Raw genomic sequence first — 24,587 nt, 5'->3', positions numbered from 1 at the left:
TTTGGCCGCTTTTTGCTGCACGGGGTCGCATCGCGCGACCGCCCCCATATAGGCTCTGGCTAGATGCCCCGCAACCATGGGGCGACCGGCAAAATTGCCGCGCCGCCGGTCTTGCAGAACCGGGCCTCTTCATGTAGGAACCCGCCCAACACCAGTTTTCTGCTCTCCGGGCGCTGCGGCGCCCGTTTGATTTGAGGCGCGCCATGAAGAGTGACATCCACCCCGACTACCACACCATCAACGTCGTGATGACCGATGGCACCACCTACCAGACCCGTTCGACCTACGGCAAGGAAGGCGACACGCTGCAGCTCGACATCGATCCCAACACCCACCCGGCTTGGACCGGTGGTACGGGCCAGCTGATGGACCGCGGCGGCCGCGTCTCGCGCTTCAAGGAACGCTTCAAGGGCCTCGGCATCTAAGCCAGGTTGCTTGTGTGAATTGGAAAACCCGGCCTCTGTGCCGGGTTTTTTGTTGGAGTGCAGGATGGCTTTCGTCACGTTTTTCGCCGCTGCCGCTTTCGAGATCGGCGGTTGCTATCTGGTCTGGCAGGCGGCGCGCGGTGGCAACGCGCTTCTGTGGCTGCCCGCGCTTATCGCCTTGGGCATCTTTGCTTACCTGCTGACGCTCACAGGCCAGAACAGCGCCGGGCGGGCCTTTGCTATCTATGGCGGCATCTATATTCTCGCCTCCATCGCCTTCATGGCAGGCTTTGAAGGTATTCGGCCGGACCGTTGGGATATGATCGGCGCTGGCTTGGCCCTCGCCGGAGCCGCTATCGTCTTTTTCGGACCGCGCGCCGTTTAGCGCCCGAACGCCGCCTTGAGCCGCGCCAACTGATCGGCAATGCCGTTGGCAGCAGGTGAATTGACCTCGGGCAGACTGCCCTTTTCCAGCGCATCGAGTTGCATCACGCGATTGAACAGGCGATCGCCCTTGTCGATGAAGCTGCGCAGCGCTTCGGGCAAAAGATCATGGCGGCATCTATATTGTCGCCTCCATCGCCTTCATGGCAGGCTTCGAAGGTATTCGGCCGGACCGGTGGGACATGATCGGCGCTGGCTTGGCCCTCGCCGGAGCCGCTATCGTCTTTTTCGGACCGCGCGCCGTTTAGCGCCCAAACGCCGCCTTGAGCCGCGCCAGCTGATCGGCAATGCCGTTGGCTGCAGGCGAATTGACCTCGGGCAGGCTGCCCTTTTCCAGCGCATCGAGCTGCATCACGCGATCGAACAGGCGATCGCCCTTGTCGATGAAGCTGCGCAGCGTCTCCGGCAAAAGATCATAGCCCGGCCCGCCGCGCTCCGATGGGGTGGCGGAGAACTTGACCTTTTCCTTTTCGGAACGGGCATTCTCGCGGCTGATCTCGCCTTCATTGACCGCGCGCTGCAGCAGCAACCACGAGGCAAGTTGCATCAGCCTTGTGGTAAGGCGCATGGATTCGGTGGCGTAAAGGAAGCCCGCCTCGCGCGGCAGCACGCGGCTTTCGATGCGGCCCTGATCGTCGAGATAGGCGGCAACGCTTTCGATCAGCGCCATGCCTTCGCGATAAAGCGCGTCGAACCCGCCCGAGGCGACGATGCGCGGTCCGATCGAGATCGCTTCTCTGGTTTCGCCTCGATCCATCCCGCCCGGTCCTCCGCTTCGCGCCATGCTAGGAGCAACGCGCGACGGCGTCACTTGAAACGCCGAGCTATCCTCAAAATCTGGTTTAAGCGTGGCGCCGCAAGCCCTGGCACAAAAAGAAAAAGAGCCGCATGGGATGCAGCTCTCGAAGTTAACAGGGAGGCGTCAAACAGAGGGAAAACCACTCTGAAAAATTCAGAACAATCTGAATAATGAGAAGCTAGCACCCAAAGCTTAATTGAGGCTTAACAGGAGTCGATTTCTTAACCTAGACGCGGAAAGCCGCGTCAGCGGCTTTGCGCGAACTGCCTTTGGCGTCGATGGCGCTTCGCAAGCGCACGATTTCTGCTTCCAGAAGACCGATGCGGGCTTCGAGCTCTTCGATGGAGAGCGTATCGAGCGCCATGCCGATCTCATGGCTCTTGGGTGGCTTGGGTCGATCGTCGTCGAACATGGCATTCTCCTTGTGCGGGAGAGTGTAGCGCAGAGCGCTTGCGGGACAAGACGGCTTGCGCCAGCATGCGAGTATGACCCTGCCCCAAGACATGCTCGCCATCACCATCGCCGCGCCCGGCGGTCCCGAAGTCCTGACCCCGCAGCGCGTGCCGCTGCCGCAGATTGAGGCCACCGACGTGCTGATCCGGGTCGCGGCAGCGGGCGTCAACGGCCCCGACCTCGCGCAGCGGCGCGGCCATTACGATCCGCCGCCGGGTGCCTCACCCCTGCCCGGCCTCGAAGTGGCTGGAGAGATCGTGGCTGTCGGCGACAAAGTCAGCGGCTTTGCCTCTGGCGATCGCGTCATGGCGCTCACCAATGGCGGCGGTTATGCCGAATATGCCGCCGTGCCTTCGGGGCAGGTTCTGCCGGTGCCGGACGGCTGGAGCCTTGAGCAAGCGGCAGCGCTGCCCGAAACCTGGTTCACGGTCACGCAGACGCTGGTCATGCGATCGGGCCTTCGATCGGGCATGACCGTCCTCGTCCATGGCGCTGCCGGCGGCATCGGCGGCGCAGCCATCCAGATCAGCGGCATTCTGGGTGCCAAAGCCATCGGCATCGTCTCGGACGATGATAAAGCAAATTATTGCGCCGAACTTGGCGCCGTCGCGGTCATCGACCGCACCCGCGAAAACATCGCCGAGCGCGTCATGGCGCTGACAGATGGACGCGGCGCCGACCGCATCGTCGACCTCGTTGGCGGACCCATGCTCGCGGTCAATGTCGCGGCTGCTGCGCGTGGAGGCCATATCGTCCAGATCTCGACGCTGGAAGGCGCCACCGCAACAATGCCGCTTCGGCAAATGATGGCCCGGGAACTGACGCTTTCGGGCTCGACACTTCGCCCGCAAACCGCCGAAACCAAGGCTGCCATCGCCGCGCGGATCCGTTCTGACCTCCTGCCCGCCCTCTCCTCGCCCGGATTTGCCAGACCCGAAATCGCCACCTTTCCGATGGAGCGCGCGAGCGACGCGCATGCCGCCATGGAAACGCGCCGCCATCGCGGCAAGCTGGTGCTGGTGACCGCGTTCGGAAGCGGTGAACAGCTGAGTTAATGATTGCGGATTGGCGGCATTTTCCTTATATTGACCGGCAGTTCCCCCTCAGCATTAGACCAAGAGGCGGAGCGGCCCGGAGGAAAACCGGCCGCGCCTCCAGGAGAAATTTAGCTCATGTCCCAGACCCTTCTGATGCCCAAGGCAACCGCCGTCTGGCTGGTGGACAATACTGCGCTCTCGTTCGAGCAGATCGCGGCCTTTTGCACGCTGCACCCGCTCGAAGTCCAGGGCATCGCCGATGGCGACGTCGCCGCCGGCATCATGGGCGTCAACCCGATCCAGAACGGTCAGCTGACCCGCGAAGAGATCGAAAAGGCCGAAGCCGATCCGAACTACCGCATGAAGGTGTCAGACCCCAAGGTTCGCGTCGCCGCGCCCAAGCGCAAGGGACCGCGCTACACCCCGATTTCGCGCCGCAACGAGCGACCCAATGCCATCAAGTGGCTGGTGCGCAATCATCCCGAGCTCAAGGACGCGCAGATTATGCGTCTCGTCGGCACCACCAAGTCGACCATCGATTCGGTCCGCGAAAACACGCACTGGAACTCGGCCAACCTCACGGCCATGGACCCCGTGACTCTGGGCCTCTGCAGCCAGATCGACCTCGATCTCGAGGTCAAGCGCGCCTCCAAGGACGCTCCGGCCCAGGCCGAGCTCAACGAAGGCACGACGCTGATGACCGCCGAGGAAGCCCTCGAACGCGCCGCCAGCCGTGCCCATGCCGACACCGGCAATTACGGTGGCGGCGAAGAAGGCAGCCAGCGCGCACAGAATGCCGCCGACGAGCTCGACGCAGACTCCGTCTTCGCCAAGCTCAAGTCGCTCAAGAGCAATTCCGACGACGAATAAGATCGATCCCCGCTTCGGCGGGGATTTTTTTGTTTTGCGCCCCCTACTCCCCTAGACCTCATGGTGAGCTTGTCGAACCACGAGGTCGCAGCCACCGGTGCCCGACCTCGTCCTTCGACAAGCTCAGGATGAGGTCTTTGGGCCGTTTGTGATCCACCCCATGATCGACCCCCTTTTCGTCACCGTCGCCGTGCTTGCGGTCCTGATCGTGGGCCTTTCCAAAGCCGGCCTGCTCGGTGGGCTCGGCGTTGTTGGCGTGCCGCTCCTGACCCTGGTCATGGCGCCACGCGATGCCGCTGGGATGATGCTGCCGGTGCTGCTGTGCATGGATGCGGTGGCGATCTGGATGTATCGGCGCGAATGCGATTGGAACATCATCCGCATCATGCTGCCCGGCGCCGCCGTGGGCACGATCCTGGGCTGGGTGCTCTGGGCCGTGGTCAGTGACGCCGCGGTCCTGTTGATGGTCGGCGTCGTGACGCTTTTGTTTTGCATCGACGCCGTGTTTCCACTGCGCAAGAAGCTCGAAGGCCTGCCGCCGTCAAAGCCCTGGGGCACGTTCTGGGGAGGCGTCGCCGGTTTCACCAGCTTCATCTCCCATACCGGCGGCCCGCCCTTCCAGATCTACGTCCTGCCGCGCCGCCTTGCCCCTGCCGTCTATGCCGGCACCACGGCGTTCTTTTTCGCCATCGTCAACACGTCCAAGCTCATCCCCTATTACTTCCTCGGACAGCTTAACGCGCAGAACCTGCTGCTCTCGGCAGCCCTTGCGCCAGTTGGCGTGCTCGGCGTCTTTGTCGGCGTCTACCTGGTGCGGCGGATCGATGCGCGCCTCTTTTACCGGATCGCCTATTGGCTGGTATTCTCGCTGGCGCTGCAGCTGATTTGGGAAGGCGGCAGCCGAGTGATCGCGGGCAGCTAATCAAGCAAAGGCCCCCTCACCCGCCGCTACGCGTCGACCTCTCCCCCTAGGGAGAGGTGGGGGTCAGCCCGTTGCGAAGCGACACCTCTCCCTTTGGGGGAGAGGTCGGCCCTCTTGGGCCGGGTGAGGGGGCCTTTCGACAGCACACGCCTTCCCTGCAAGACTCTCGCTGGCTAAGGTCCGCCGCAAATGATTTCCGGAGACGCGAATATGTCCGCAGCCGCAGCGCAAAAGGGCCATAACCAATTCGGCAACCTGCCGGTCTGGGACCTCACCGATCTTTATCCGGACAAGGACAGCGCCGAGTTCAAGGCCGCATTGGACGAAGCCAAAAGCCTCGCAACGCAGTTCGAGGCCAAATACAAAGGCAAGCTGGCCGACCTGACCGCCTCCGGCAAACTCGTCGACGCCATCAAGGACAGCGAAGTCCTCGGCGACCTCACCGGCCGCATCGGCTCCTTCTCGTTTCTCCAATATGCGCAGAAGTCGACCGATCCAGACCGCGCCAAGTTCATGGGCGACACCAACGAGGCGCTGACCTCGCTGTCCACCAAGGTTCTGTTCTTCGAACTCGAACTCAACCGCATCGGCGATGCCGAACTCGATGCCGCGATCGCAGCCGATCCGGAACTGGCGCGCTACAAGACCTGGTTCGCCGAACTGCGCAAGGCCAAGCCCTACCAGCTCGACGACAAGCTCGAAGAGCTGTTCCACGACAAGTCGGTAACCGCCTATTCGGCCTGGAACCGGCTCTTCGACGAAACGCTGTCGGGCCTCGAATTCGAGGTCAACGGCGAGACGCTGAACCTGGAATCGACCTTGCATTTGCTTTCCGAACGCGACGAGACACAGCGGCAAGCGGCGTTCGAGGCACTGGCAAAAACCTTCAAAGCCAATGTGCGGCTCTTCACACACATCACCAATGTGCTGGCCAAGGACAAGGAAATCTCCGACCGCTGGCGTGGCTACGAAGACATTGCCGACAGCCGCCATATGGCCAATTCGGTGGAACGCGAAGTCGTCGATGCGCTGCAAAAGGCAGTCGAAGAAGCCTATCCGCGTCTCTCGCATCGCTACTACAAGATGAAGGCCCGTTGGTTCGGCAAGGACAAGCTCAATGCCTGGGACCGCAATGCGCCGCTGCCGACCAGCGACGAGCGCATCTGGGACTGGGACACCGCCGTCACCACCGTGCTCGACGCCTATGGCCGCTTCTCGCCCGAACTGGCCGACGTCGCCCGGCCCTTCTTCAACTCCGGCTGGATCGACGCACCCACCGGCAACGGCAAGCTTTCGGGCGCCTTTGCGCATCCGACCGTGCCCAGCGCCCATCCCTATCTGATGCTGAACTATCTCGGACGCACGCGGGACATCATGACCTTGGCGCACGAACTGGGCCATGGCGTCCACCAGCGCCTCGCCGCCGCGCAAGGGCCGATCCTCGCCAATACGCCGCTGACCCTTGCTGAAACCGCTTCGGTCTTTGGCGAGATGCTGACCTTCCGCTCGCTCCTCGACAACACCACCGACCCCAAGCAGCGCTTTGCGCTTCTGTCCTCCAAGGTCGAGGACATGCTCAACACAGTGGTGCGGCAAATCGCCTTCTACACCTTCGAGCGCCGCGTCCACACCGCCCGCCGGCAGGGCGAGTTGCGGGCAGAGGAGATCAACCAGATCTGGCTCGATGTGCAGCGGGAATCGCTGGGCGAAGGCGTCGCCTCAAACGACGGCTATGAAGTGTTCTGGACCTATATTCCGCACTTCATCCACTCGCCCTTCTATGTCTACGCCTATGCCTTTGGCGATTGCCTTGTGAACTCGCTTTATGCTCAGTATGAAAAAGCCAGTGAAGGCTTTGCGGAGCGCTATTTCGAGCTGCTCAAAGCCGGGGGAAGCAAGCATCATTCCGAGCTTTTGGCGCCCTTCGGACTCGATGCCAAAGATCCTCAATTCTGGTCGCTCGGCCTTTCCATGATCGAGCGCCTTATCGACGAGCTGGAAGCAACGTCTCCCTGAGGGACGTACGACTTTCGGCTTACCACCTTTTGACGACTATGCCTTCGAGGACCTGATGGCTACTCAGCACCCCACCGATCCCCACCCCGCTCCGGTACAGGAATCCTTTATGGATTACGCGCAGCACGAAAAAACCTATTCGGGCTTCGTGACTGGCGTGAAGTGGACCGTTTACGGCCTCGCCGCTTTCATGGTGGTGCTTTACTTCGTCGTCCAGCCCTGAGCGGGACCAATTATCGGGCTGGTTGAAACGAGCCTGTCCGTGGACAGGCGGGTAGGAGAGTTTTCATGAAGATCGCCGTTTTGCGCGAACGGGCGGAGGGTGAAAGCCGCGTTGCCGCCACCCCCGAAACCGTGGGCAAGTTCATTGGCCTCGGCGCCACGGTCAGTGTCGAAGAAGGCGCTGGTCTCGGCTCCCGGATCGGCGACGACCAGTTCGTTGCCGCCGGTGCGACCATCAGCCCGACCGTCGCCATTGCCGTTCAAGGCGCCGACATCGTCCTCTGCGTCCGCCGTCCCTCAGCGTCCACACTGACCGGCGTCAATCCCGGCGCACTGGTGATCGGCGCGCTCGATCCCTATGGCAACGAAGCCGATGTTGCCGCCTTGGCCCAGACCGGCGTCACCGCCATGGTCATGGAATTCATGCCGCGCATCACCCGCGCCCAGGTCATGGATATCCTTTCCTCCCAAGCCAACCTTGCCGGCTATCAGGCCGTCATCGAAGCGGCAGCCGTTTTCGAACGCGCCATGCCGATGATGATGACTGCTGCGGGTACCGTCCGCCCGGCCAAGGCCTTCGTCATGGGCGCCGGCGTTGCCGGTCTCCAGGCCATCGCCACCGCCAAGCGTCTCGGCGCCGTTGTTTCGGCGACCGACGTGCGCCCTGCAGCCAAGGAACAAGTCGAGTCCTTGGGCGGCAAGTTCATCGCCGTCGAGGACGAAGAGTTCAAGCAGGCCGAAACCGCAGGCGGCTATGCCAAGCAGATGAGCGCCGAATATCAGGCCAAACAGGCCGAGCTCACCGCTTCGCACATCGCCAAGCAAGACATCGTCATCACCACCGCATTGATTCCAGGCCGCCCCGCGCCGCGCCTAATCACCCGCGAAATGGTCGAGTCCATGGCGCCCGGTTCGGTGATCGTCGACCTCGCGGCCGAACGCGGCGGCAATGTCGAGCTGACCCAACCCGGCAAGGTCGTCGACCATAATGGCGTGATCATTGTCGGCTACACCAATGTGCAGGGTCGCATCCCGACCACCGCCAGCCAGCTCTATGCCCGCAATATCCTTGCCTTCATCACGACGCTGATCGACGCCAAGGAAAAGAAACTCGCGGTCAACTGGGACGACGAACTGGTCAAGGCCACCGTTCTGACCCGCGACGGGGCCGTTGTGCATCCCAACTTCCAGCAGGCCGCCGCAGCGCCGGTCGTTACCCCCGTCGCAGCCCCAGTAACCGCAGCAGTTGCCACAGAGCCGGTTGCCGCTCGTCCGGCAGTGCGCCGCGCATCGGCCAAGAAGGCGGATGTACCGGCCATGGCCGATACGCCAAAAAAGGCCGAGCCCGGAGTCGAGCAGTCCATCCCCGATGGGGCTGAACCGGCTTCGGTTACCCCGCGCAAGCGCGCTGCGACCCGAAGGGCAGATGCAGTGATCGACACGGCGGCAGCCGCGAGCCCAACCATCGTCAAGAAGCCGGCGGCCCGCAAGCCTGCCGTAAAGAAGCCTGTCGCTCCGGAGGAGGGCAACTAAGATGGAAACAACTGCAAACACCACGGCGGATCTTGCCACGGCCATCGCCCATGGGGCGATCGGCGGCGCCATCGACCCCTTCACCTTCCGCCTTGCCATCTTCGTCCTGGCCATCTTTGTCGGCTATTTCGTGGTTTGGGGCGTGACCCCTGCCCTCCACACGCCGCTGATGAGCGTCACCAACGCCATTTCCTCGGTCATCGTCGTCGGCGCGCTCCTTGCCGTCGGCGTCCATTCGGTCAATGACGCCGGCTGGGCTTCCAAGCTCTTCGGCTTCATCGCGCTGGTCTTTGCTTCGGTGAACATCTTCGGCGGGTTCCTCGTGACTCAGCGCATGCTCGCCATGTACAAGAAGAAGGGTTGATCACGATGATCGACGCAAATATCGCCGCCCTTCTCTACCTGATCTCGGGCGTTCTCTTTATTCTCGCCCTGCGCGGCCTCTCGAGCCCTCGCACCGCCAGCCGCGGCAATACCTTCGGCATGGTCGGCATGGGCATAGCCATCGTCACCACCCTCCTGGTCGCTTCGCCCAGCGACTGGCTGAGCTGGCTGCTGATCATTGCCGGCCTCGGTCTTGGCGGCGCCATCGGCGCTTACATGGCGCGCACGGTCAAGATGACCGACATGCCGCAGCTGGTTGCCGCCTTCCACTCGCTGGTTGGTCTGGCTGCTGTTTTCGTGGCCGCAGCGGCGCTTTATGCGCCTGAAGCCTTCGGCATCGGCGTGCCCGGCGCCATCCACGCCCAGGCGCTGGTCGAAATGTCGATCGGCGTCGCCATCGGCGCCTTCACCTTCACCGGTTCGGTCATCGCCTTCGCCAAGCTCAACGGCAATATGAGCGGCAAGCCGATCATCCTGCCCTTCCGCCACTTCATTCACATCGCGCTGGGCGTCGCCATCATCGCGCTAGTCTGGGCCTTTACCGTCTCTGCCGATCCCTGGCTGTTCTGGGCCATCACCATCCTTGCCCTGATCCTGGGCGGGCTGATGATCATTCCGATCGGCGGCGCCGACATGCCGGTGGTCGTTTCGATGCTCAACTCCTATTCCGGTTGGGCCGCGGCAGGCATCGGCTTCACCCTCGGCAACACTGCGCTGATCATCACCGGCGCGCTGGTCGGCTCCTCGGGCGCCATCCTGAGCTACATCATGTGCAAGGCGATGAACCGCTCGTTCATCTCGGTCATCCTGGGTGGCTTTGGCGGCGACACGTCGTCTGCTGCCGGTGGCGTCGAAGACGACCGTCCGGTCAAGCAGGGCGCCGCAGACGATGCTGCGTTCCTGATGAAGAATGCCGGCAAGGTCATCATCGTGCCCGGCTACGGCATGGCCGTCGCCCAGGCCCAGCACGCTTTGCGCGAAATGGCCGATCTACTCAAGGCCGCCGGTGTCGAAGTCAAATACGCCATCCATCCCGTGGCCGGCCGCATGCCGGGGCACATGAACGTGCTCCTCGCCGAAGCCAACGTGCCCTATGACGAAGTGTTCGAGCTCGAAGACATCAACTCCGAATTCGCCCAGTCGGACGTGGCCTTCGTCATTGGCGCCAATGACGTCACCAACCCCTCGGCCAAGACCGACAAGAGCTCGCCGATCTACGGCATGCCAGTTTTGAACGTCGAAGATGCCGGCACGGTGCTCTTCATCAAGCGCGGCATGGCCGCTGGTTACGCTGGCGTCCAGAACGAACTCTTCTATCGCGACAACACCATGATGCTGTTTGGTGACGCCAAGAAGATGACCGAAGACATCGTCAAGGCGCTGGGCCACTAGCCCGCTCGACACACCTGAAATGCAAAAGGCCCGCTCACGCGGGCCTTGTTGTTTCCAAAGCCTGGTCCCGGCCGGGGGGGGGCAGGGCCGGGACCACTTTGGAGGGCGCAGCATGTTGCTGCGACCGAAGAACTCGGCACCTGTCAAGTGGTTTCATCACGAAAACTTGCAGCTAGTAATGCGGGGGTGGTTTCTCGCTTGCCGGGTCGGCGATGTAGCTGCCGGAACGCACCTGTTCTTCGAGCGTCGAAAGCTTTTTGGTGAGAAGATCGATAATCTTCCACTGCTCGGTGATCGACTGGTTGAGCTCCTCAATCGTCTGATCTTGATAGGCAATTCGCGCTTCGAGTGCTTCAATGCGTTCGTCTTCTGCGTCCGCCATCAGACCAAAATCTCCTAACGAAATCTTACCATCCGAATAGGTGGGGACGTCAGTCACGGCAAGAGCGATGTTGACCACGCCGCGTTGACGCTTGCGGAACCCGATCTCCATTCGGGCAGTTGGTTCAGCGTCTAGAAGAACGGGAGCCGCTCAAATGGCCACCACTGCAACGATCAACACAGTCCAGTCCGGCCAGCGCGCCCACGCCCATCCCTATCGCGATGCGCTATCGTTCCTGGTTGCCGCCGGTCTGCCGCTGGGCCTCTTCGGTCTGGTCAATCTTGGCGCCGAAGCCATGAACGTGTTGCCGCTCTTCTTTGCCCCCTTCGGCATTCCGGGTTGGATTGGCGCCGTCGGCCATCTCGCTCAACTGTCGATGCTCGGTGTCGCCTTCTGGGCCGTGACGCGCTCAACCAATGATCGCGCTCCGCTGGTCTGGCTCACCGCCATCATCGCTGCCTATATTCTCCTGCCCTACATCACGCCGCCGCTTGATAGCCTGCAGCTCAGTATCTTGTGCTCTGCCCTGTTTCTCGTGACCTTGGCCGGCATGGTGCGCATCGGCAAGGTGTCGACCCCGGCTGCCCTGCTGATGTCGCCGACCCTGGCAATCGTCGGTTTCAGCGCCGTGATGGGCCTCGCTCTTGCCGTCGCCTACTCCCCGCCATTCGCCCTGATGCAGGCTCAGCAGCCCGCTCCTGCCCCGGCAGCTTAAGGCACACTTACCCCCAAGTGCCCTCTTGTTTCCTCCCGTCCAGAGTTCCATCTGGGCGGGAGTTTCGTTTTTCCGAAAGTGCGCAGATGACCAAGCAACTCAAGATCGATGTGTTCACCGATGTCGTCTGCCCCTGGTGCCTCGTCGGCTCGGCGCGGCTCGATCAGGCCTTGGCCGCCCTGCCCGACGATGTCGACGTGATCTTCGAAAACCACCCCTTCTATCTCGATCCCAACGTTCCGCCGGAAGGCGTCGACGTGGGTCAGATGCTCAAGGAAAAATACGGCAAAGAGCCGAGCGAGATGTGGGAGCGCGTTGAAGGCGAGGCGCGCAAGGCCGGGATCGACCTCGACCTCAGCCAGCAGCCGCGCATGTTCAACACGGCCAAGGCGCATACGATCACCCGCCTCTCCAAAGCCAATGGCAACCAGCATGAATTGGCCAATGCCATCGCCGACGCCTATTTCCTCGAGCACCGGCAGATCAACGACGACAATGTCCTCGCTGACATTGCCGTCGAGTTCGGCTGGGATCGTGGCGATGCTTTGGACGCCATCAACGACGAGAACGAACTCTCGATCACCGCAGAACTTGCCACCAGCGCCGCGCAGCAAGGCATCCGCGGCGTTCCCTTCTTCGTCTTCGGCGAAAAATATGCGCTTTCCGGCGCCCAGCCGGACGAAGTCTTCAAACAGGCCTTGGACAAGACCATTTCCGAACTGTGATCGACTAGGCTAGAAGCGGGGCGAGTTCGCTTGAGGAAGCTCCCGTGAAACTGTTGCGCCGTGGTCTTGTTGCTCTGGTCCTGCTGCTGGTCGTCGCCTATGCCGGCATCGTCGGCTATATGTTCGTCAACCAGCGGGCGCTCCAATACGACGCGACCGGCGATGTCACTGCCCTGACCTCGACCTTGCTCAGCGGTGCCGAACAGGTTGCCATCAACACCGGCGAAAGCGTGGTCAACGGCTGGTATCAGGCGCCACGCGCGGGCATGCCGCTGATCGTCTACTACAAGGGCAACTCGCAAAGTTTCTCCGCCGAGCACGAGCGCTTCGAGCAGTTCGTCGCCGATGGCTATGGCTTCCTTGCCTTCGATTACCGCGGCTTCCCGGCCTCCCCCGGCGACATTTCCGAAGCCAATGTCCTCGAAGACGCTCTCGCGGCCTTCGACTTTGCCGCAACAAAGAACGTTCCGCTCCTGATCTGGGGCCGTTCGCTCGGCTCGGGCCCGGCAACCTATGTCGCGAGCCAACGCGACGCCAAAGCGCTGCTGCTCGAAACGCCGTTTTTGTCGGCGGTGACGGTAGCCGGAGAACGCTACCCGTTCCTGCCGGTGACCATGGTCATGCAGGATCAATACCGCAATGACGAGTGGATCGCCGACGTCGCCGAGCCAGTGCTGGTCGCGCATGGCACGGGCGACACGACGATCGACGTCTCCAATGGCGAGCGCCTTTATGCTTTGGCCTCCAACAAGGACGAGCTCTGGATCGTCCCCGGTGCCGGCCATTCCGATCTTTGGGATGCAGGGATCTGGGCCCATGCCAAGCCCTTCTTCGAGCGAGCGCTAGCCCAGTGACCACCCTACGCCCGGTGGGCATGTCCGCCCGCCGCACCGCCATCATCGGCGGCTTGATGGTCGCGACCGGGCCACTGAGCTTGACGCTTTATGCTCCTGCCCTGCCGACGCTGGTCGAGGATCTGGGCACCACCGATGCGGGCGGCAAGCTGACGCTCAGCGTCTACTTCGCAGCCTTTGCCCTGGCGCAGCTCATCTGCGGTCCGCTCTCGGATCGCTATGGAAGGCGGGGTGTCGGCCTCGTCTTCTTTGCCATCTATGTCCTGGGCTGCCTGCTCTGCACCATCGCCCCGACGCTGGAATGGCTGTTTGTCGGGCGCTTCATCCAGGGCTTTGGCGTCTCGGCGGGCGTCGCCCTTTCTCGCGCCATGGTGCGCGATCAGTTCACGGGCAGCGAAGCCATCCGCATCCTGACGCTGATCAACCTGATCCTGACCGTGACGCCGGCCGTTGCACCGACCTTGGGCAGCATCGTGCTGCTGTTCGGCACCTGGCATCAGCTTTTCATCGTCATGGCGGGCTTTGGCCTCGCCATCCTCGCGCTCCTTAGCCTTGGCGCCCGCGAAACGCTGCCGGTAACATCACGCCAGCCGTTTAACCCGGCCGTGATCGCCCGCAACTACCGCAGGCTGCTGGCTTCCCCGGATTTCATCTTTCCATCTCTTCTCCTGGGCCTGACCTTTTCCGGCTTCCACGGTTTTACCGCACTCCTGCCCTTTATCCTGATCGACGATCTGGGACTGACGCCCTTCCAGTTCGCCATAGCGCTGTTGGTGCAAACCGCGTCCTTCATCTCAGGCAATCTGGTGGTGAGCTACCTTTCGACCCGCATCAGCGGCGCACGCCTGGTCGAGATTGCGCTGATCCTGCTCGCCATCAGCGGCCTGGGCTTTGCCGTGCTGCCGCAACTTTTTCCTGGTTCCGTGCTGGCCATCATGGCGCCGGTCGGCATCTGGATGCTGGCGCTTGCCTTCATCAGTCCGTCCACCACGGCCGCCGCCATGTCCGGCTTCGGCGCCATTGCCGGCGCAGCCGGGGCGATGACCGGCTTCTTCCAGGTGGGCGGAGGCTTTGTCGGATCGCTGGCGGCGGGGACGCTGTTTCCAGATGCACGCACGGCACTGGTGGTGCAACTGCCGGTGGTTGCAGTGCTGGCGATCGCGGTTGCGCTGATGGACCGGCGGCGTCACTGAGCGACAGCCCGGAACGCCACTCCTAGCGCCCCACCCCACCCTCATTCCCTCCCCCTCGAGGGGAGGGAGGCGCACGAGCTGATGCCTCTGATAATCCGAAGTTTGGGTCGTCACCTCCCTCCCCTCGAGGGGAGGGTAGCGCAGCTTAGCCGCAAGGCTTAGCGAAGCTGGGTGGGGTGAGGCCGAAGAGCGCCTAAACAGACAAAAACGCCGTCCCGAAGGACGGCGTTTTGAAATTCTATGCGACCGATCCTACGAGCGGGCCGCCGGTGCGCCGGGACGTGCTGCCGGTGCTGCGGCGACACCGCCTTCGCGCTGGGCGCGCTTGCGAGCCAGCTTGCGGGCGCGACGAACGGCCTCGGCCTTCTGGCGAGCCTTCTTCTCAGAGGGCTTTTCGTAATAGTTGCGCAGCTTCATTTCGCGGAAGACGCCTTCACGCTGCAGCTTCTTCTTCAGTGCGCGCAGCGCCTGGTCAACATTGTTATCGCGAACGACTACTTGCAAAGGTCAACCGCCCTTTCAAAGCTAGGCAATATGTTTGGATGGATGCGAGAAGGCCAAAAGGACCACCCCGCCGACCAGCTGAACCGGTCACCGTGGCGCGTCCTATAGCGCAACAAAGGGGGCCTGTCCACACTTGGCCAGTGGAAAAGTGCCGCTATATTGCCCCTTCCAGCCAAAGACCGATCGGGAGATCAGCATGCAGCCACTCGTCCTTCTGCCCGGCCTGCGCTGCGATGCCCATCTCTGGCACGCTGTCGCGGCCGGCCTGTCCGACCTTGCAGCGCCGACCATTCCCAATCTGACGCTCGACGACACCATAACTGACATGGCCAAACGCGTCCTGGTCTCGGCGCCCGCCCGCTTCGCTCTTGCTGGCCTGTCCATGGGCGGCTACGTGGCGCTCGAGATCATGCGCCAGGCGCCAGAGCGGGTGACGCATTTGGCCCTGCTGGACACCTCCGCCCGCCCCGACACGGAAGAACGGAAGACCGCCCGACGCGCAGAAATGGCGCTGGTCGTCCAGGGCAAGGCGTCGCTGGTGTCTCGCACTTCTTTGCCCAACCTCCTCGCCGCCCATCATGTCGGCGGTCCGGTCGGGGACGCGGTGCACGACATGGCGATGCGCGTCGGCGACGCTGCCTATTACCGGCAGCAGGAAGCCATTATGGGCCGCGCCGACTCGCGTCCGCATCTTGCCGGCATCAAGGTTCCAACTCTGGTAGGCGTTGGTGCGGAAGATCGTCTGACTCCACCGGAGCTAGCTGAAGAAATGGCGGCGGCCATTCCGGATGCGGAAATGGTTGTGTTTCCGGAAGCCGGTCATGTCTCGACGCTGGAGAACCCGCTGGCAGTCATAGAAGCAATGCGGGCTTGGCTGGCGAGATAAGCCCCCCTCATCCGCCCTTAGGGCACCTTCTCCCGCGAGGGGAGAAGGAAGATGAAGCGGAGATCCTGTCTTCCCTTCTCCCCTTGCGGGAGAAGGTGGCGCGCAGCGCCGGATGAGGGGTGGCCTAGCCCCGCACGATGCGGTTGATGTGCCCCATCTTCCGCCCCGGACGCGCTTCGGCCTTGCCGTAAAGATGCGGCTGGGTGTCGCCGTCGAGCCCGCCCGGCACGATCTCGACTTCGTCGCCAATCAGGTTCTGCATCACCACATCCGCCATGCGCCGCGGATCGCCCAGCGGCCACCCAGCTACCGCGCGGATATGTTGCTCGAATTGATCGGTGAGGCACACCGCTTCCGTCCAGTGGCCGGAATTGTGAACCCGAGGCGCGATCTCGTTGACCATCAGTGTGGGGCGGTCACCGGGAATGACGAAGAACTCAACGCCAAGCACGCCGACATAGTCGAGCGCCACGACAATGACCTTGGCCAGCATGGCTGCATGCTTTTCGACCCCCGCCGGCACATCGGCCGGAACGGTCGAGGTGTGAAGAATGTGGTGACGATGCACGTTTTCAGCGGCATCGAAGGCGCGCACCGTTCCGTCGAGCCCGCGTGCCACCACCACCGAAATCTCCTTTTCGAAGGGCACGAAGGCTTCGAGCACCAATGGATGCGGCGCCAGTTCCGCGAAAGCCGTCTCCGCATCGCCCGGTTCACGCAACACGCGCTGTCCCTTGCCGTCATAGCCAAGCCGGGTTGTCTTGAGCACTGCGGGGAGACCAAGCTCGGCGATCGCCGCCCGCAACTCGTCGATCGAATGCACGGCCCGGTAGGGCGCCACGGGAATATTCTTGGAGGCGAGAAAGCTCTTTTCTGCCAGCCGGTCCTGCGAGATCGCCAGCGCATTGGCGCCTGGACGGAGCGGCTTCAATCCGGCCAGAACTTCCGCCGACGCTGCGGGCACGTTCTCGAACTCATAGGTGACCACGTCCACCTGCGCGGCAAAGGCGCGGAGCGCTTCGTGATCGTCATAGGCGGCCACGGTCTTGAGCGGCGTAACGTCGAAGGCCGGACTTTGCGGATCCGGGCAATAGATATGCGACTTCAATCCAAGCTTTGCCGCTGCCAGCGCCAGCATGCGCCCGAGCTGGCCACCACCCAAGATGCCGATGGTGGAGCCGGGCGGAAGGGGTTTGAAGTCGGTCAAGGCGCTACTCGGTGTCGGAGGGAAACTGCGGCACGGATGCGGTCTGTCGCGCGCGATAAAGCTCCAGCCGCTCATCGAGCTCGTCGTCGCTCAGCGCCAGAACCGACGCAGCAAGCAGCGCCGCATTGATTGCGCCCGGCTCGCCAATCGCCAAAGTGCCGACAGGAACACCGCCCGGCATCTGGACGATGGAATAAAGACTATCCATGCCGCTCAGCGCCTTGGAGCGCACCGGCACGCCAAAAACCGGCAACGTCGTCATGGCCGCGATCATGCCCGGCAGATGCGCTGCGCCCCCTGCCCCGGCAATGATCACCTTGACGCCTTCAGCCTTTGCATTGGTGGCAAAATCCACCATGCGCTCGGGCGTGCGATGCGCCGAAACAATGCGCGCCTCGTATTCGACTTCGAGAGTTTCGAGGGTTTCAGCGGCCAGCCGCATGGTGGGCCAGTCCGATTGGCTGCCCATGACGATGGCGACCTTTGGCTTGAGCATGGCTTTGTCCCCCGTGCCGCTCCGCAAAGTCCGCCATTAGCCCAAGTTTTGGGATCAGGCAATGATGTCGGGCAGGAGGATGTTTTCCAGCTGCACGATGCGGTCCTTGAGCGTCAGCTTCCGCTTCTTCAATCGCTGGATCAGCATGCGGTCCGCGAACTGCGATTGCGTGAGCGTAATTATGGCAGCATCGAGGTCGGCATGCTCCTGCCGCTTGGTCGCCAGCTCCAGTCCGAACTGGGCTTCTTGTTCCTTGCTCAGCAACAACATGGAAAAAACCGGTGCTCCACGGGCCTCTCTCGCATCTCTGGTTACTCGATCATTGCCCATTTTGCATCACCTTTCCAAAGTGAGCCTTAGCGGTCGACAAAGTGCGAAAGTTTTGTGACGATACCCCCGTCCATGACGCTTTAAGGAGTTACTATGACGACTGAAGGCCACATCGCAGCGCTTACCCGGCGCCACCAGGAACTGGATCGGCAAATCCTCTCGCAACTGCAGGATCGTCAATCCGACCACCTGGCGGTCTCCGCTCTCAAGCGCAAGAAACTCGAAGTGAAGGACGAACTCTATAAGCTCCAGGGTGCCCAGCAGTAAGCGGCTCCAAAACTGAAACGCTCTGGAGGGTCACGGCTTAACCGCCGCGGCCCTTTTTCTTTAGCCACGAAATCTTCAGCATTAACGCCCTCTTAAACCCCGCCCGGCATCGTCTTCCCAAAACGGCACATCAAGATTCGTGCGCCGTTGGACTTTTCGATTGGGGTATCGATGACGCGTGTTTTGGTGGTGGACGATGATCCGGTGCAATTGCGGTTGACCGCCGAGGTCGCCAACCGGGCCGGGTTCAAGCCGATCACTGCGACCGGCGGCGAGCAGGCCCTCTCCATTCTGCGCGAGGATCGCCAGGTCGGCGCCATGATCCTCGATCTCGTCATGCCCGATCTTGATGGCATGGGCGTGCTCGAAGCCATGCGCAAGGAAGGCCTCACCACGCCCGTGATCATCCAGACCGCCAATGCTTCGCTCGAAACCGTCATCTCCGCCATGCGCCAGGGCGCGGCAGACTATTTCGTCAAGCCCGTGGCGCCCGAGAGGCTGATCGTTTCGCTGCGCAATGCCATGAAGCTCGATGCGCTCGAAACCGCCATCCGCGCCGAACATGCACGTAAGTCCGGCACCTTCTCGCGTTCCGACATGATCGCCGCGGCGCCCGCCATGGCCCGCGTCTTGACCCTCTGCAGCAAGGCCGCAAAGTCCGCCATTCCGGTACTGATCGAAGGCGAAACCGGCGTTGGCAAGGAACTCGTCGCCCGCATCATCCAGGGCACGGGAGATCGCGCCGGCAAACCCTTCGTTGCCGTCAATTGCGGCGCCATCCCGCCCAGCCTCGTTGAATCCGTGCTCTTCGGCCACAAGAAGGGTGCCTTTACCGGCGCCCATGCCGACCAGCAGGGCAAATTTGCCGAGGCCCATGGCGGCACATTATTCCTCGATGAAGTGGGCGAGCTGCCGCTCGAAACCCAGGTCAAGCTCCTGCGCGCGCTTCAGGAAGGCGAGATCGAGCCGGTCGGCTCGACAAGGCACGAAAAGGTCAATGTCCGGGTGATCTCGGCCACCAACCGGCGGCTGCTCAATCTCGCCAAGTCCGGTGAATTCCGCGAGGACTTGTTCTACCGCCTCAACGTCTTTCCCATTTACGTGCCGCCGCTGCGCGAGCGCATGGATGACCTCGCCGATCTGGTCGCGCACTTCATCGCCCGCTTCTCTGCCGAAGCCGGCAAGCGCGTCCTTGGTATTACCCCCGCCGCGACCGAGCTGCTGAAAAGCTATGACTGGCCCGGCAATATCCGCCAGCTCGAAAACGCCGTCTACCGCGCGATCGTCCTTGCCGACGGCGCCTTCCTCGAGACTCAAGACTTCCCGCAGATCGTCGCCCATGCTGCTGGCCGCGAGGAAGCGCTGCGCACCGTCCAACTGGCCACCGTGCTTAAGGCACCGATCCACATCGACGCCGCCCCTGCCCGGCTGCGACCGGACCTCCCCGCCCCCAAGCAGCGCGACCGCTTCCTCGACGATGGCGGCGAGCTTCATGCCCTTGCCGATATCGAGCGCGCGGCGATCGAATTTGCCATTGCTCATCACGCCGGCCGCATGTCGCGGGTGGCTCGCGCATTGGGCATCGGCCGCTCGACGCTTTATCGCAAGCTGCACGAATATGGTCTCGCCGAGGGGCTGATCAGCGACGCCGCCTGACGGATAACGATCACTTAAATCGTGACTGAAAAGGCGAGCCGTTAACCACGTTTCTTACCCCGACGTTAAATTTTTGGGTCGATTTTGCCCTCAATAATTAACCGCGAGGCCCCTATTATGAAACGTCTTGGCATTGCGCTTTTCGCATCTGTCGCCCTCTCCACTTCTGCCTTTGCGGCGGATCTTTGGACCAATACCAGCGCAGCTTCGTCGCCGGTTTTCGCCGGTTCGTCTTCCGCCAACTGGACCGGCTTTTATGCCGGCGTCAGCGGCGGCTACAGCTGGGGCACGACCAATGTAAGCCCCGCTGTGGGCGCAGGCACCACCAACAACAACTCCCAGGGTTGGACGCTGGGCGGCACCGCCGGCTACAACATGGATATGGGCGGTTTCGTGCTCGGCGGCGAAGCCGATCTCAACTGGGCCAATATCGGCTATAGCCAGGCCAATCCCGGCGGCGGCACCTTTACCGCCAAGACCGACTTCTACGGCACTGTACGCGGCCGTGCTGGTATTCCCATCGGCCAGGTCATGCCCTTCGCGACACTCGGCGTCGCCTATGGCCGCGGCTCGGCTCAGGTCGACAATGCCGGCGTGGTCACCTCGCAGGGCGCCAATCACCTCGGTTGGACCGCGGGCGTGGGCCTTGAAGCCCAGGCGACCTCGAACCTCTCGCTCAAGGCCGAATACCTTTACGTCGATCTCGGCAGCCAGGCCTACAACGGCCTTCCCGGCCTCGGCAATCGCGATGTCACCCAGCGCTTCAGCGTCATCCGCGCCGGTGTGAACTACAAGTTCTAGTCTTTTGAGCTCGGGCATCCGGCTTCGGCCGGGTGCCCCGTTGCGCCTCTGCCACAAGCCCGTTTCACGAAGTTGCGAGTGATTGCTCGCGTTAAGCTTTGCGGTTTATGAATTTTTGAGCGGCACGCTCTTTGACCGGAGTCGGCCAGGCTGCCGCAGCGTCAAGGAGCATCCATGCATAAGCTTTTGGTCGGTGTTGTCGCCCTTCTGGCCTCGACGAGCCTTGCGCACCCAACCTTCGCCCAGCAAGCCGTGGCGGCCCTCGAAGCCAGCCGCGTCGTCATCGCTCCGGCACAAAGCGATCTTGGGCGCACCATCAAGTCCGGCCTCTCCGCTGCCTATTATGGCGCTCGCCCCGACACCGCCGCGCATGAAGAAGCCCAGCGCCTTTATTTCCTTTATGGCGAACGTCACTTCGAGCCCATCTGGCTGAGCGAAGATGCCGTCGGCAAGGTCACCTTCTCGGACGCCGCCGACAAGCTGATCGCTGTATTCGAGAATGCCGAAGCCGAAGGCCTCCGCCCGTCCGATTACCTCACGCCCGAACTCGACATGTCGCGTCTCAAGGGCGATTCCATAGCGCTTGCGACGCTGGAAACCGCCTTCACATCGGCCACGATGCGCTATGCGCACCATATCCATAACGGCCGCATTCGCCCGCAGTCGGTCAATGAACTGCTCGATATCCAGCCCAAGCCGATCAACGAAGCCGCAATCCTCGAGCGCCTGGTCTCGGGTGAAGACCCGGTCGCGATCTTCAACGAGCTGCAGCCCCACCACCCAGAATTCCTGGCCCTGCGCAAGGCGCTGGCCAGCTTCGAAACCGACACCACCAAGCGCCCGACTCCAATCGGTAACGGCCCGGTCCTGCGTCCCGGTGGCGCCGACACGCGCGTTCCCGCCATTCGCGAACGGCTCAAGGTCACGGCCTCGACCTCGACCTCGAGCTTTTATGACGAGCTGACCGTCGACGCCGTCAAAATGTTCCAGGAAGGACAGGGCCTCGAAGTCGATGGCATCATCGGGCCGGCGACTGTTGCCGCGCTCAACGGTGGCGCCGCCACCCGTCGCGAAGACATCATCGCCAATATGGAGCGCTGGCGCTGGATGCCGAGCGATCTCGGCGACTTCAACGTCTTCGTCAACATTCCCGAATTCAAGCTGACCATCCAGCGCAACGGCAAGCCCGAATACACGACCCGCGTTGTGGTCGGCACCACTAAGAACCAGACGCCGATTTTTTCGGACAATATCCGGCATGTGGTCGTGAACCCCTACTGGAATGTTCCGTCGTCGATCATCAAGGGCGAGATTGCGCCGGCCGTCCTGCGCAACCCGGGCTATACCGACGCCAAGAACATGGACCTCCTTTACCAGGGCAATGTCGTCAGCCCCTGGCAGGTGGATTGGTCGCAGGTTTCGACCAGCTATTTCCCCTTCAAGGTCCGCCAGCGCCCCGGCGCAGACAACGCCCTGGGTCAGATCAAGTTCTTGTTCCCCAACAAGCACGACGTTTACCTCCACGATACGCCGTCCAAGTCGCTGTTTGGGCGCTCTTCGCGGGCATTCAGCCATGGCTGCGTCCGCGTCGAAAACCCGATGGAATTTGCCGGCGCGCTGATGGCCAATGAGCCCAACATTTCCCGTGCCTCGCTCGAGGGCATGTTTGGCCCATCCGAACGCTGGGTGAACCCGGAGCACCAAATTCCGGTGCATCTCGCCTACTTTACCCTGCGCGCCGACCCCGACGGCACGCTCCGCTCCTATGGCGACGTCTACGGCCACAACGAAGCCCTGATCGCCGCCATGGGTCTAGCACCCACGGCCGCGCCCGCGATCATTGCGGCCGTGGAGACTGCACCGGAAGAACTGGCCCCTTAATGAGCCTTTGAAGCTTCGGCTCCTGCACCCCTCCCCTTGAGGGGGAGGGTAGTGCAGCTTGGCCGGCAGGCCGTAGCGGAACTAGGGTGGGGTGGGGCCACACGCGCCTGACATCCTACATCCGCGACCGAGTTCCGAATACTCGCCCCCACCCCACCCAGCTCTGCTACGGCTCTTTGAGCCTAGCGCCGCTACCCTCCCCCTCGAGGGGAGGGAGGCTATCGCACAGCCATCGGGTGCCGCCTGCTTAACTCCCCCTTTACAATTTCGCCTTGGTTGTGCCCGGATTTACCCTTAATAACGAGGCTGTGAGCAGGGGAGGTACCGGTTCACATCTGGTTAGCGTTAAGAAATTCGTTTCGGTTTAGCGCTAACGTCCACCATATCTGACACTAACCGGGCAGAGTTTGGCGTGACGGTATCGAATGTGTTCAAGGGACGGGCTTTGGTGCGGCTGGTATTTGCTGCGCTGCTGACCCTGTCTGCAGTGCTTGTTTCGGCGCCGGTTCAGGCGGCCAGCGAGCGCGCGCTCTACCTTTATTACACCCACACCAAGGAAACGGCCCGCATCGTTTTCAAGCGCAACGGGCAATATGTGCAGTCCGGGCTGAACGAGCTCAACTATTTCCTGCGCGATTGGCGCCGCAACGAGCCGACGCAGATGGACCCGCGCCTGTTCGACCTTGTCTGGGAGGTCTACCAGGAAGTCGGCGGCTCCGAGCCTGTCAACGTCGTCTCCGCCTACCGCTCCCCCGCGACCAACGAAATGCTGCGCGAAACCTCGTCGGGCGTTGCTGAAAACAGCCAGCACACCAAGGGCCACGCCATGGATTTCTTTATTCCCGGCATTTCGCTTTCCAAACTTCGTGCCGCGGCGATGCGCAAGCAGGTCGGCGGCGTCGGTTACTACCCGACCTCCGGCAGCCCCTTCGTTCACCTCGATACCGGCTCGGTCCGTGCCTGGCCGCGCATGACGCGCGCGCAGCTCAAGGAAATCTTCCCTGACGGCCGCACCATGCACTTGCCCACCGATGGCACACCGCTCTCCCAGGAAGGCTATCAGGTCGCCATGAACGAGTGGAAGCGCTGCCATTCTTACCCCTGCGGCGACTCTAGCTCGGGTACGCAAGTCGCCGGTGGTGGCGGTCGCACCCTGGTCGACATGCTGTTCGGTGGTGGCAACAATGCCGCCCCTGCCCCGGTCTCTGCTGCCCCCCAGCCCACGGTTCAGACCGCTGCTGCCGTTGCGCCACAAACGCGCCGTGTCGATCCGGTCTGGCCCACTATGCGTCCGGCCGATCTCGGCGGCGCTGCGCCTGCCGGTATCGAAGTGGCAACTGCAGGCATCGGGGCCATTCCGTTCTCGACCACGGGCAGCACGCCGCTGGACGCTGCCGAGGTAACCACCGTCGCAGTCGCCATGCCGGTGACCATGCCCGAGGATCTGCGCGCGACCACCGCCCGCACCCTGCCCTCCGGTGACGCCGTGACGGCACTTGCCGCCCTGACCGCACCCACCATGCCGACGCCGCGGGTCATCATGAGCGCGCCGCCCGAAACGCTCTCCGCCTATGTGCCGACCAACGCGCCCAACGCCGGCGCACAACGCGCGCTTGAAATGTTGCTGCAGGAAAATACCCCGGCAGTAGCAGCAGCTTCGCCGACACTGCCAACCAAGCTGCCGGCGCTCGACGCTGCAAACGGCTTTGCCGCTGCAGCCATGGGCGGAAAGCCCGCTCGCCCGGTCAACAGCCTCTTTGAGCAAACATTTGGCGCCACGCAGGCCAACGGCGCCGATCCGCTGGCCGTAGCCCTCGCGGCCCATGTCGCAACCCGCGACACTACCAACGCTGGCATCCGTCAACGTGACCTCGTCGCCCCCGATCTCGATCATGTGGCCGAAGTGTTCATGGCGCCCGCCGCGCTCGAGTCCAACCATTTCGCGGTGATCTTCGACCATGATGAGGCCGATTTCGATCCCACGTCGGAGATGGGCCGTCACACCCTGGTCAAGGGTGTAGGCGACATGCCGGCTCTCAGCGCCGACCGATTTACCGCCGCCTCGCCGTCGATCAACTAGCATCTAAAACCTGCTCTGCCGCGCAATAGCCTGAAATGAAGGCTTCAATATTGTGAGCCGCCACCGGCGGCTCTCGGCATTGCCAAGGCCCGTATCCGCGCCTAAACAAGGTC

29 protein-coding genes are annotated in these 24,587 nt (G+C 62.4%); 21 read left to right on the top strand and 8 right to left on the bottom strand.

The genetic code is table 11. The features are described from left to right. Positions 1-203 precede the first annotated feature (203 nt). Together rpmE and JI748_RS00835 are read left to right on the top strand one after the other, a co-directional pair. Positions 204-425, top strand: coding sequence for a 50S ribosomal protein L31 (gene rpmE / locus JI748_RS00840; RefSeq protein WP_201633945.1), 222 nt, complete (start codon positions 204-206; stop codon positions 423-425). A gap of 64 nt (positions 426-489) precedes the next feature. Then, on the top strand, positions 490-810 hold the full coding sequence (locus JI748_RS00835; protein ID WP_201633942.1) for a YnfA family protein: 321 nt from the start codon (positions 490-492) through the stop codon (positions 808-810). Here the strand turns inward: JI748_RS00835 and JI748_RS00830 are convergent. Next, complete coding sequence (locus JI748_RS00830; RefSeq protein WP_201633939.1) at positions 807-971, bottom strand: DUF1465 family protein; 165 nt, start codon at positions 969-971, stop codon at positions 807-809. The genes JI748_RS00835 and JI748_RS00830 overlap by 4 nt on opposite strands. 14 nt (positions 972-985) lie before the next feature. Here JI748_RS00830 and JI748_RS00825 point away from each other — a divergent pair, with 14 nt between their 5' ends. After that, positions 986-1,117, top strand: a complete 132-nt coding sequence (locus JI748_RS00825; RefSeq protein ID WP_201636936.1) for a YnfA family protein — start codon at positions 986-988, stop codon at positions 1,115-1,117. On the opposite strand, the gene rcdA is transcribed toward JI748_RS00825, so the two are convergent. Both rcdA and JI748_RS00815 read right to left on the bottom strand, forming a co-directional pair. After that, positions 1,114-1,626, bottom strand: a complete 513-nt coding sequence (gene rcdA, locus JI748_RS00820; RefSeq protein ID WP_201633936.1) for a protease adaptor protein RcdA — start codon at positions 1,624-1,626, stop codon at positions 1,114-1,116. The genes JI748_RS00825 and rcdA overlap by 4 nt on opposite strands. A 268-nt stretch (positions 1,627-1,894) precedes the next feature. Continuing rightward, positions 1,895-2,080, bottom strand: a complete 186-nt coding sequence (locus JI748_RS00815; RefSeq protein WP_201633933.1) for a DUF1192 domain-containing protein — start codon at positions 2,078-2,080, stop codon at positions 1,895-1,897. A 73-nt stretch (positions 2,081-2,153) separates the two neighbouring features. On the opposite strand from JI748_RS00815, the gene JI748_RS00810 reads away from it, so the two are divergent. The 8 genes from JI748_RS00810 (at position 2,154) to JI748_RS00775 (ending at position 10,497) form a co-directional block, all read left to right on the top strand. After that, entirely contained in the window at positions 2,154-3,176 is a 1,023-nt protein-coding gene (locus JI748_RS00810) for an NAD(P)H-quinone oxidoreductase (RefSeq protein WP_201633930.1), read from the top strand. Positions 3,177-3,293: 117 nt separating this feature from the next. Next, positions 3,294-4,028: a DUF1013 domain-containing protein gene (locus JI748_RS00805; protein WP_201633928.1), complete on the top strand. Its 735-nt coding sequence runs from the start codon at positions 3,294-3,296 to the stop codon at positions 4,026-4,028. Positions 4,029-4,188: 160 nt separating this feature from the next. Continuing rightward, a complete protein-coding gene (locus tag JI748_RS00800; RefSeq protein ID WP_201633925.1) occupies positions 4,189-4,950 on the top strand; it encodes a sulfite exporter TauE/SafE family protein in 762 nt (253 codons plus the stop codon). 189 nt (positions 4,951-5,139) lie between these two features. Then, the gene (locus JI748_RS00795) at positions 5,140-6,966 is read left to right on the top strand and encodes a M3 family oligoendopeptidase (RefSeq protein ID WP_201633922.1); all 1,827 of its coding nucleotides are present in this window, start codon (positions 5,140-5,142) and stop codon (positions 6,964-6,966) included. Positions 6,967-7,021: 55 nt separating this feature from the next. Further along, positions 7,022-7,189 (top strand): aa3-type cytochrome c oxidase subunit IV, encoded by a 168-nt coding sequence (locus JI748_RS00790; RefSeq protein ID WP_201633919.1) that lies wholly within the window; start codon positions 7,022-7,024, stop codon positions 7,187-7,189. Between the two features lie 65 nt (positions 7,190-7,254). Further along, positions 7,255-8,721, top strand: a complete 1,467-nt coding sequence (locus tag JI748_RS00785) for a Re/Si-specific NAD(P)(+) transhydrogenase subunit alpha (protein ID WP_201633916.1) — start codon at positions 7,255-7,257, stop codon at positions 8,719-8,721. Between the two features lies 1 nt (position 8,722). Beyond that, positions 8,723-9,085: a proton-translocating transhydrogenase family protein gene (locus tag JI748_RS00780; protein ID WP_164535586.1), complete on the top strand. Its 363-nt coding sequence runs from the start codon at positions 8,723-8,725 to the stop codon at positions 9,083-9,085. Positions 9,086-9,093: 8 nt separating this feature from the next. Then, positions 9,094-10,497: an NAD(P)(+) transhydrogenase (Re/Si-specific) subunit beta gene (locus JI748_RS00775; RefSeq protein ID WP_201636934.1), complete on the top strand. Its 1,404-nt coding sequence runs from the start codon at positions 9,094-9,096 to the stop codon at positions 10,495-10,497. A gap of 172 nt (positions 10,498-10,669) precedes the next feature. Here the strand turns inward: JI748_RS00775 and JI748_RS00770 are convergent, their stop codons facing one another. Continuing rightward, the gene (locus tag JI748_RS00770; protein ID WP_407644931.1) at positions 10,670-10,990 is read right to left on the bottom strand and encodes a SlyX family protein; all 321 of its coding nucleotides are present in this window, start codon (positions 10,988-10,990) and stop codon (positions 10,670-10,672) included. A 43-nt stretch (positions 10,991-11,033) separates the two neighbouring features. On the opposite strand from JI748_RS00770, the gene JI748_RS00765 reads away from it, so the two are divergent. From JI748_RS00765 to JI748_RS00750, 4 genes are all read left to right on the top strand, one after another. After that, positions 11,034-11,594, top strand: a complete 561-nt coding sequence (locus JI748_RS00765; protein ID WP_201633913.1) for a hypothetical protein — start codon at positions 11,034-11,036, stop codon at positions 11,592-11,594. Positions 11,595-11,680: 86 nt separating this feature from the next. Next, positions 11,681-12,319, top strand: coding sequence for a DsbA family oxidoreductase (locus JI748_RS00760; RefSeq protein ID WP_201633911.1), 639 nt, complete (start codon positions 11,681-11,683; stop codon positions 12,317-12,319). Positions 12,320-12,363: 44 nt separating this feature from the next. Further along, a complete protein-coding gene (locus tag JI748_RS00755) occupies positions 12,364-13,173 on the top strand; it encodes an alpha/beta hydrolase (protein WP_201633908.1) in 810 nt (269 codons plus the stop codon). Beyond that, positions 13,170-14,366 carry a multidrug effflux MFS transporter gene (locus JI748_RS00750; RefSeq protein WP_201633905.1) on the top strand — a complete coding sequence of 399 codons (1,197 nt, stop codon included), beginning with the start codon at positions 13,170-13,172 and terminating at the stop codon, positions 14,364-14,366. Before JI748_RS00755 ends, JI748_RS00750 begins: the two co-directional genes overlap by 4 nt. A 252-nt stretch (positions 14,367-14,618) precedes the next feature. On the opposite strand, the gene rpsU is transcribed toward JI748_RS00750, so the two are convergent. Then, the gene (gene rpsU / locus JI748_RS00745) at positions 14,619-14,870 is read right to left on the bottom strand and encodes a 30S ribosomal protein S21 (RefSeq protein WP_201633902.1); all 252 of its coding nucleotides are present in this window, start codon (positions 14,868-14,870) and stop codon (positions 14,619-14,621) included. A gap of 196 nt (positions 14,871-15,066) precedes the next feature. Between rpsU and JI748_RS00740 the strand changes: the two genes are divergently transcribed. Next, entirely contained in the window at positions 15,067-15,756 is a 690-nt protein-coding gene (locus JI748_RS00740; RefSeq protein ID WP_233280582.1) for an alpha/beta fold hydrolase, read from the top strand. A gap of 124 nt (positions 15,757-15,880) precedes the next feature. On the opposite strand, the gene JI748_RS00735 is transcribed toward JI748_RS00740, so the two are convergent. The 3 genes from JI748_RS00735 to JI748_RS00725 are packed head-to-tail and all read right to left on the bottom strand — an operon-like array spanning position 15,881 to position 17,729. Then, positions 15,881-16,963 (bottom strand): 5-(carboxyamino)imidazole ribonucleotide synthase, encoded by a 1,083-nt coding sequence (locus JI748_RS00735; protein WP_233280581.1) that lies wholly within the window; start codon positions 16,961-16,963, stop codon positions 15,881-15,883. A 4-nt stretch (positions 16,964-16,967) separates the two neighbouring features. Further along, positions 16,968-17,459: a 5-(carboxyamino)imidazole ribonucleotide mutase gene (gene purE, locus JI748_RS00730; protein ID WP_201633896.1), complete on the bottom strand. Its 492-nt coding sequence runs from the start codon at positions 17,457-17,459 to the stop codon at positions 16,968-16,970. A 54-nt stretch (positions 17,460-17,513) separates the two neighbouring features. After that, a complete protein-coding gene (locus JI748_RS00725) occupies positions 17,514-17,729 on the bottom strand; it encodes a YdcH family protein (protein ID WP_164535596.1) in 216 nt (71 codons plus the stop codon). Between the two features lie 153 nt (positions 17,730-17,882). Here JI748_RS00725 and JI748_RS00720 point away from each other — a divergent pair, with 153 nt between their 5' ends. The 5 genes from JI748_RS00720 to JI748_RS00700 all read left to right on the top strand — a co-directional run bounded on the left by JI748_RS00720 (position 17,883) and on the right by JI748_RS00700 (position 24,474). Beyond that, positions 17,883-18,056 (top strand): YdcH family protein, encoded by a 174-nt coding sequence (locus JI748_RS00720; RefSeq protein ID WP_164535597.1) that lies wholly within the window; start codon positions 17,883-17,885, stop codon positions 18,054-18,056. Positions 18,057-18,227: 171 nt separating this feature from the next. Further along, on the top strand, positions 18,228-19,712 hold the full coding sequence (locus JI748_RS00715) for a sigma-54-dependent transcriptional regulator (RefSeq protein ID WP_201633893.1): 1,485 nt from the start codon (positions 18,228-18,230) through the stop codon (positions 19,710-19,712). A 117-nt stretch (positions 19,713-19,829) separates the two neighbouring features. After that, complete coding sequence (locus tag JI748_RS00710; RefSeq protein WP_201633890.1) at positions 19,830-20,513, top strand: outer membrane protein; 684 nt, start codon at positions 19,830-19,832, stop codon at positions 20,511-20,513. A 174-nt stretch (positions 20,514-20,687) separates the two neighbouring features. Then, positions 20,688-22,394 (top strand): L,D-transpeptidase family protein, encoded by a 1,707-nt coding sequence (locus JI748_RS00705; protein WP_201633887.1) that lies wholly within the window; start codon positions 20,688-20,690, stop codon positions 22,392-22,394. 412 nt (positions 22,395-22,806) lie between these two features. Next, complete coding sequence (locus JI748_RS00700) at positions 22,807-24,474, top strand: DUF882 domain-containing protein (protein ID WP_233280580.1); 1,668 nt, start codon at positions 22,807-22,809, stop codon at positions 24,472-24,474. The last annotated feature ends 113 nt before the right edge of the window (positions 24,475-24,587 follow it).

It is taken from the genome of Devosia rhizoryzae (assembly GCF_016698665.1).
GTDB classification, from domain to species: domain Bacteria; phylum Pseudomonadota; class Alphaproteobacteria; order Rhizobiales; family Devosiaceae; genus Devosia; species Devosia rhizoryzae.
The sequence above is the reverse complement of the archived record's forward strand: the minus strand, read 5'-3'. Positions and strand labels throughout refer to the sequence as shown.

Coding starts and splice junctions, on each gene's coding strand:
- rpmE (WP_201633945.1), top strand. CDS start 204: ATGAAGAGTGACATCCACCCCGACTACCACACCATCAACGTCGTGATG.
- JI748_RS00835 (WP_201633942.1), top strand. CDS start 490: ATGGCTTTCGTCACGTTTTTCGCCGCTGCCGCTTTCGAGATCGGCGGT.
- rcdA (WP_201633936.1), bottom strand. CDS start 1,626: ATGGATCGAGGCGAAACCAGAGAAGCGATCTCGATCGGACCGCGCATC.
- JI748_RS00815 (WP_201633933.1), bottom strand. CDS start 2,080: ATGTTCGACGACGATCGACCCAAGCCACCCAAGAGCCATGAGATCGGC.
- JI748_RS00810 (WP_201633930.1), top strand. CDS start 2,154: ATGACCCTGCCCCAAGACATGCTCGCCATCACCATCGCCGCGCCCGGC.
- JI748_RS00805 (WP_201633928.1), top strand. CDS start 3,294: ATGTCCCAGACCCTTCTGATGCCCAAGGCAACCGCCGTCTGGCTGGTG.
- JI748_RS00800 (WP_201633925.1), top strand. CDS start 4,189: ATGATCGACCCCCTTTTCGTCACCGTCGCCGTGCTTGCGGTCCTGATC.
- JI748_RS00795 (WP_201633922.1), top strand. CDS start 5,140: ATGATTTCCGGAGACGCGAATATGTCCGCAGCCGCAGCGCAAAAGGGC.
- JI748_RS00790 (WP_201633919.1), top strand. CDS start 7,022: ATGGCTACTCAGCACCCCACCGATCCCCACCCCGCTCCGGTACAGGAA.
- JI748_RS00785 (WP_201633916.1), top strand. CDS start 7,255: ATGAAGATCGCCGTTTTGCGCGAACGGGCGGAGGGTGAAAGCCGCGTT.
- JI748_RS00780 (WP_164535586.1), top strand. CDS start 8,723: ATGGAAACAACTGCAAACACCACGGCGGATCTTGCCACGGCCATCGCC.
- JI748_RS00770 (WP_407644931.1), bottom strand. CDS start 10,990: ATGGAGATCGGGTTCCGCAAGCGTCAACGCGGCGTGGTCAACATCGCT.
- JI748_RS00765 (WP_201633913.1), top strand. CDS start 11,034: ATGGCCACCACTGCAACGATCAACACAGTCCAGTCCGGCCAGCGCGCC.
- JI748_RS00760 (WP_201633911.1), top strand. CDS start 11,681: ATGACCAAGCAACTCAAGATCGATGTGTTCACCGATGTCGTCTGCCCC.
- JI748_RS00740 (WP_233280582.1), top strand. CDS start 15,067: ATGCAGCCACTCGTCCTTCTGCCCGGCCTGCGCTGCGATGCCCATCTC.
- purE (WP_201633896.1), bottom strand. CDS start 17,459: ATGCTCAAGCCAAAGGTCGCCATCGTCATGGGCAGCCAATCGGACTGG.
- JI748_RS00725 (WP_164535596.1), bottom strand. CDS start 17,729: ATGTTGTTGCTGAGCAAGGAACAAGAAGCCCAGTTCGGACTGGAGCTG.
- JI748_RS00720 (WP_164535597.1), top strand. CDS start 17,883: ATGACGACTGAAGGCCACATCGCAGCGCTTACCCGGCGCCACCAGGAA.
- JI748_RS00715 (WP_201633893.1), top strand. CDS start 18,228: ATGACGCGTGTTTTGGTGGTGGACGATGATCCGGTGCAATTGCGGTTG.
- JI748_RS00710 (WP_201633890.1), top strand. CDS start 19,830: ATGAAACGTCTTGGCATTGCGCTTTTCGCATCTGTCGCCCTCTCCACT.
- JI748_RS00705 (WP_201633887.1), top strand. CDS start 20,688: ATGCATAAGCTTTTGGTCGGTGTTGTCGCCCTTCTGGCCTCGACGAGC.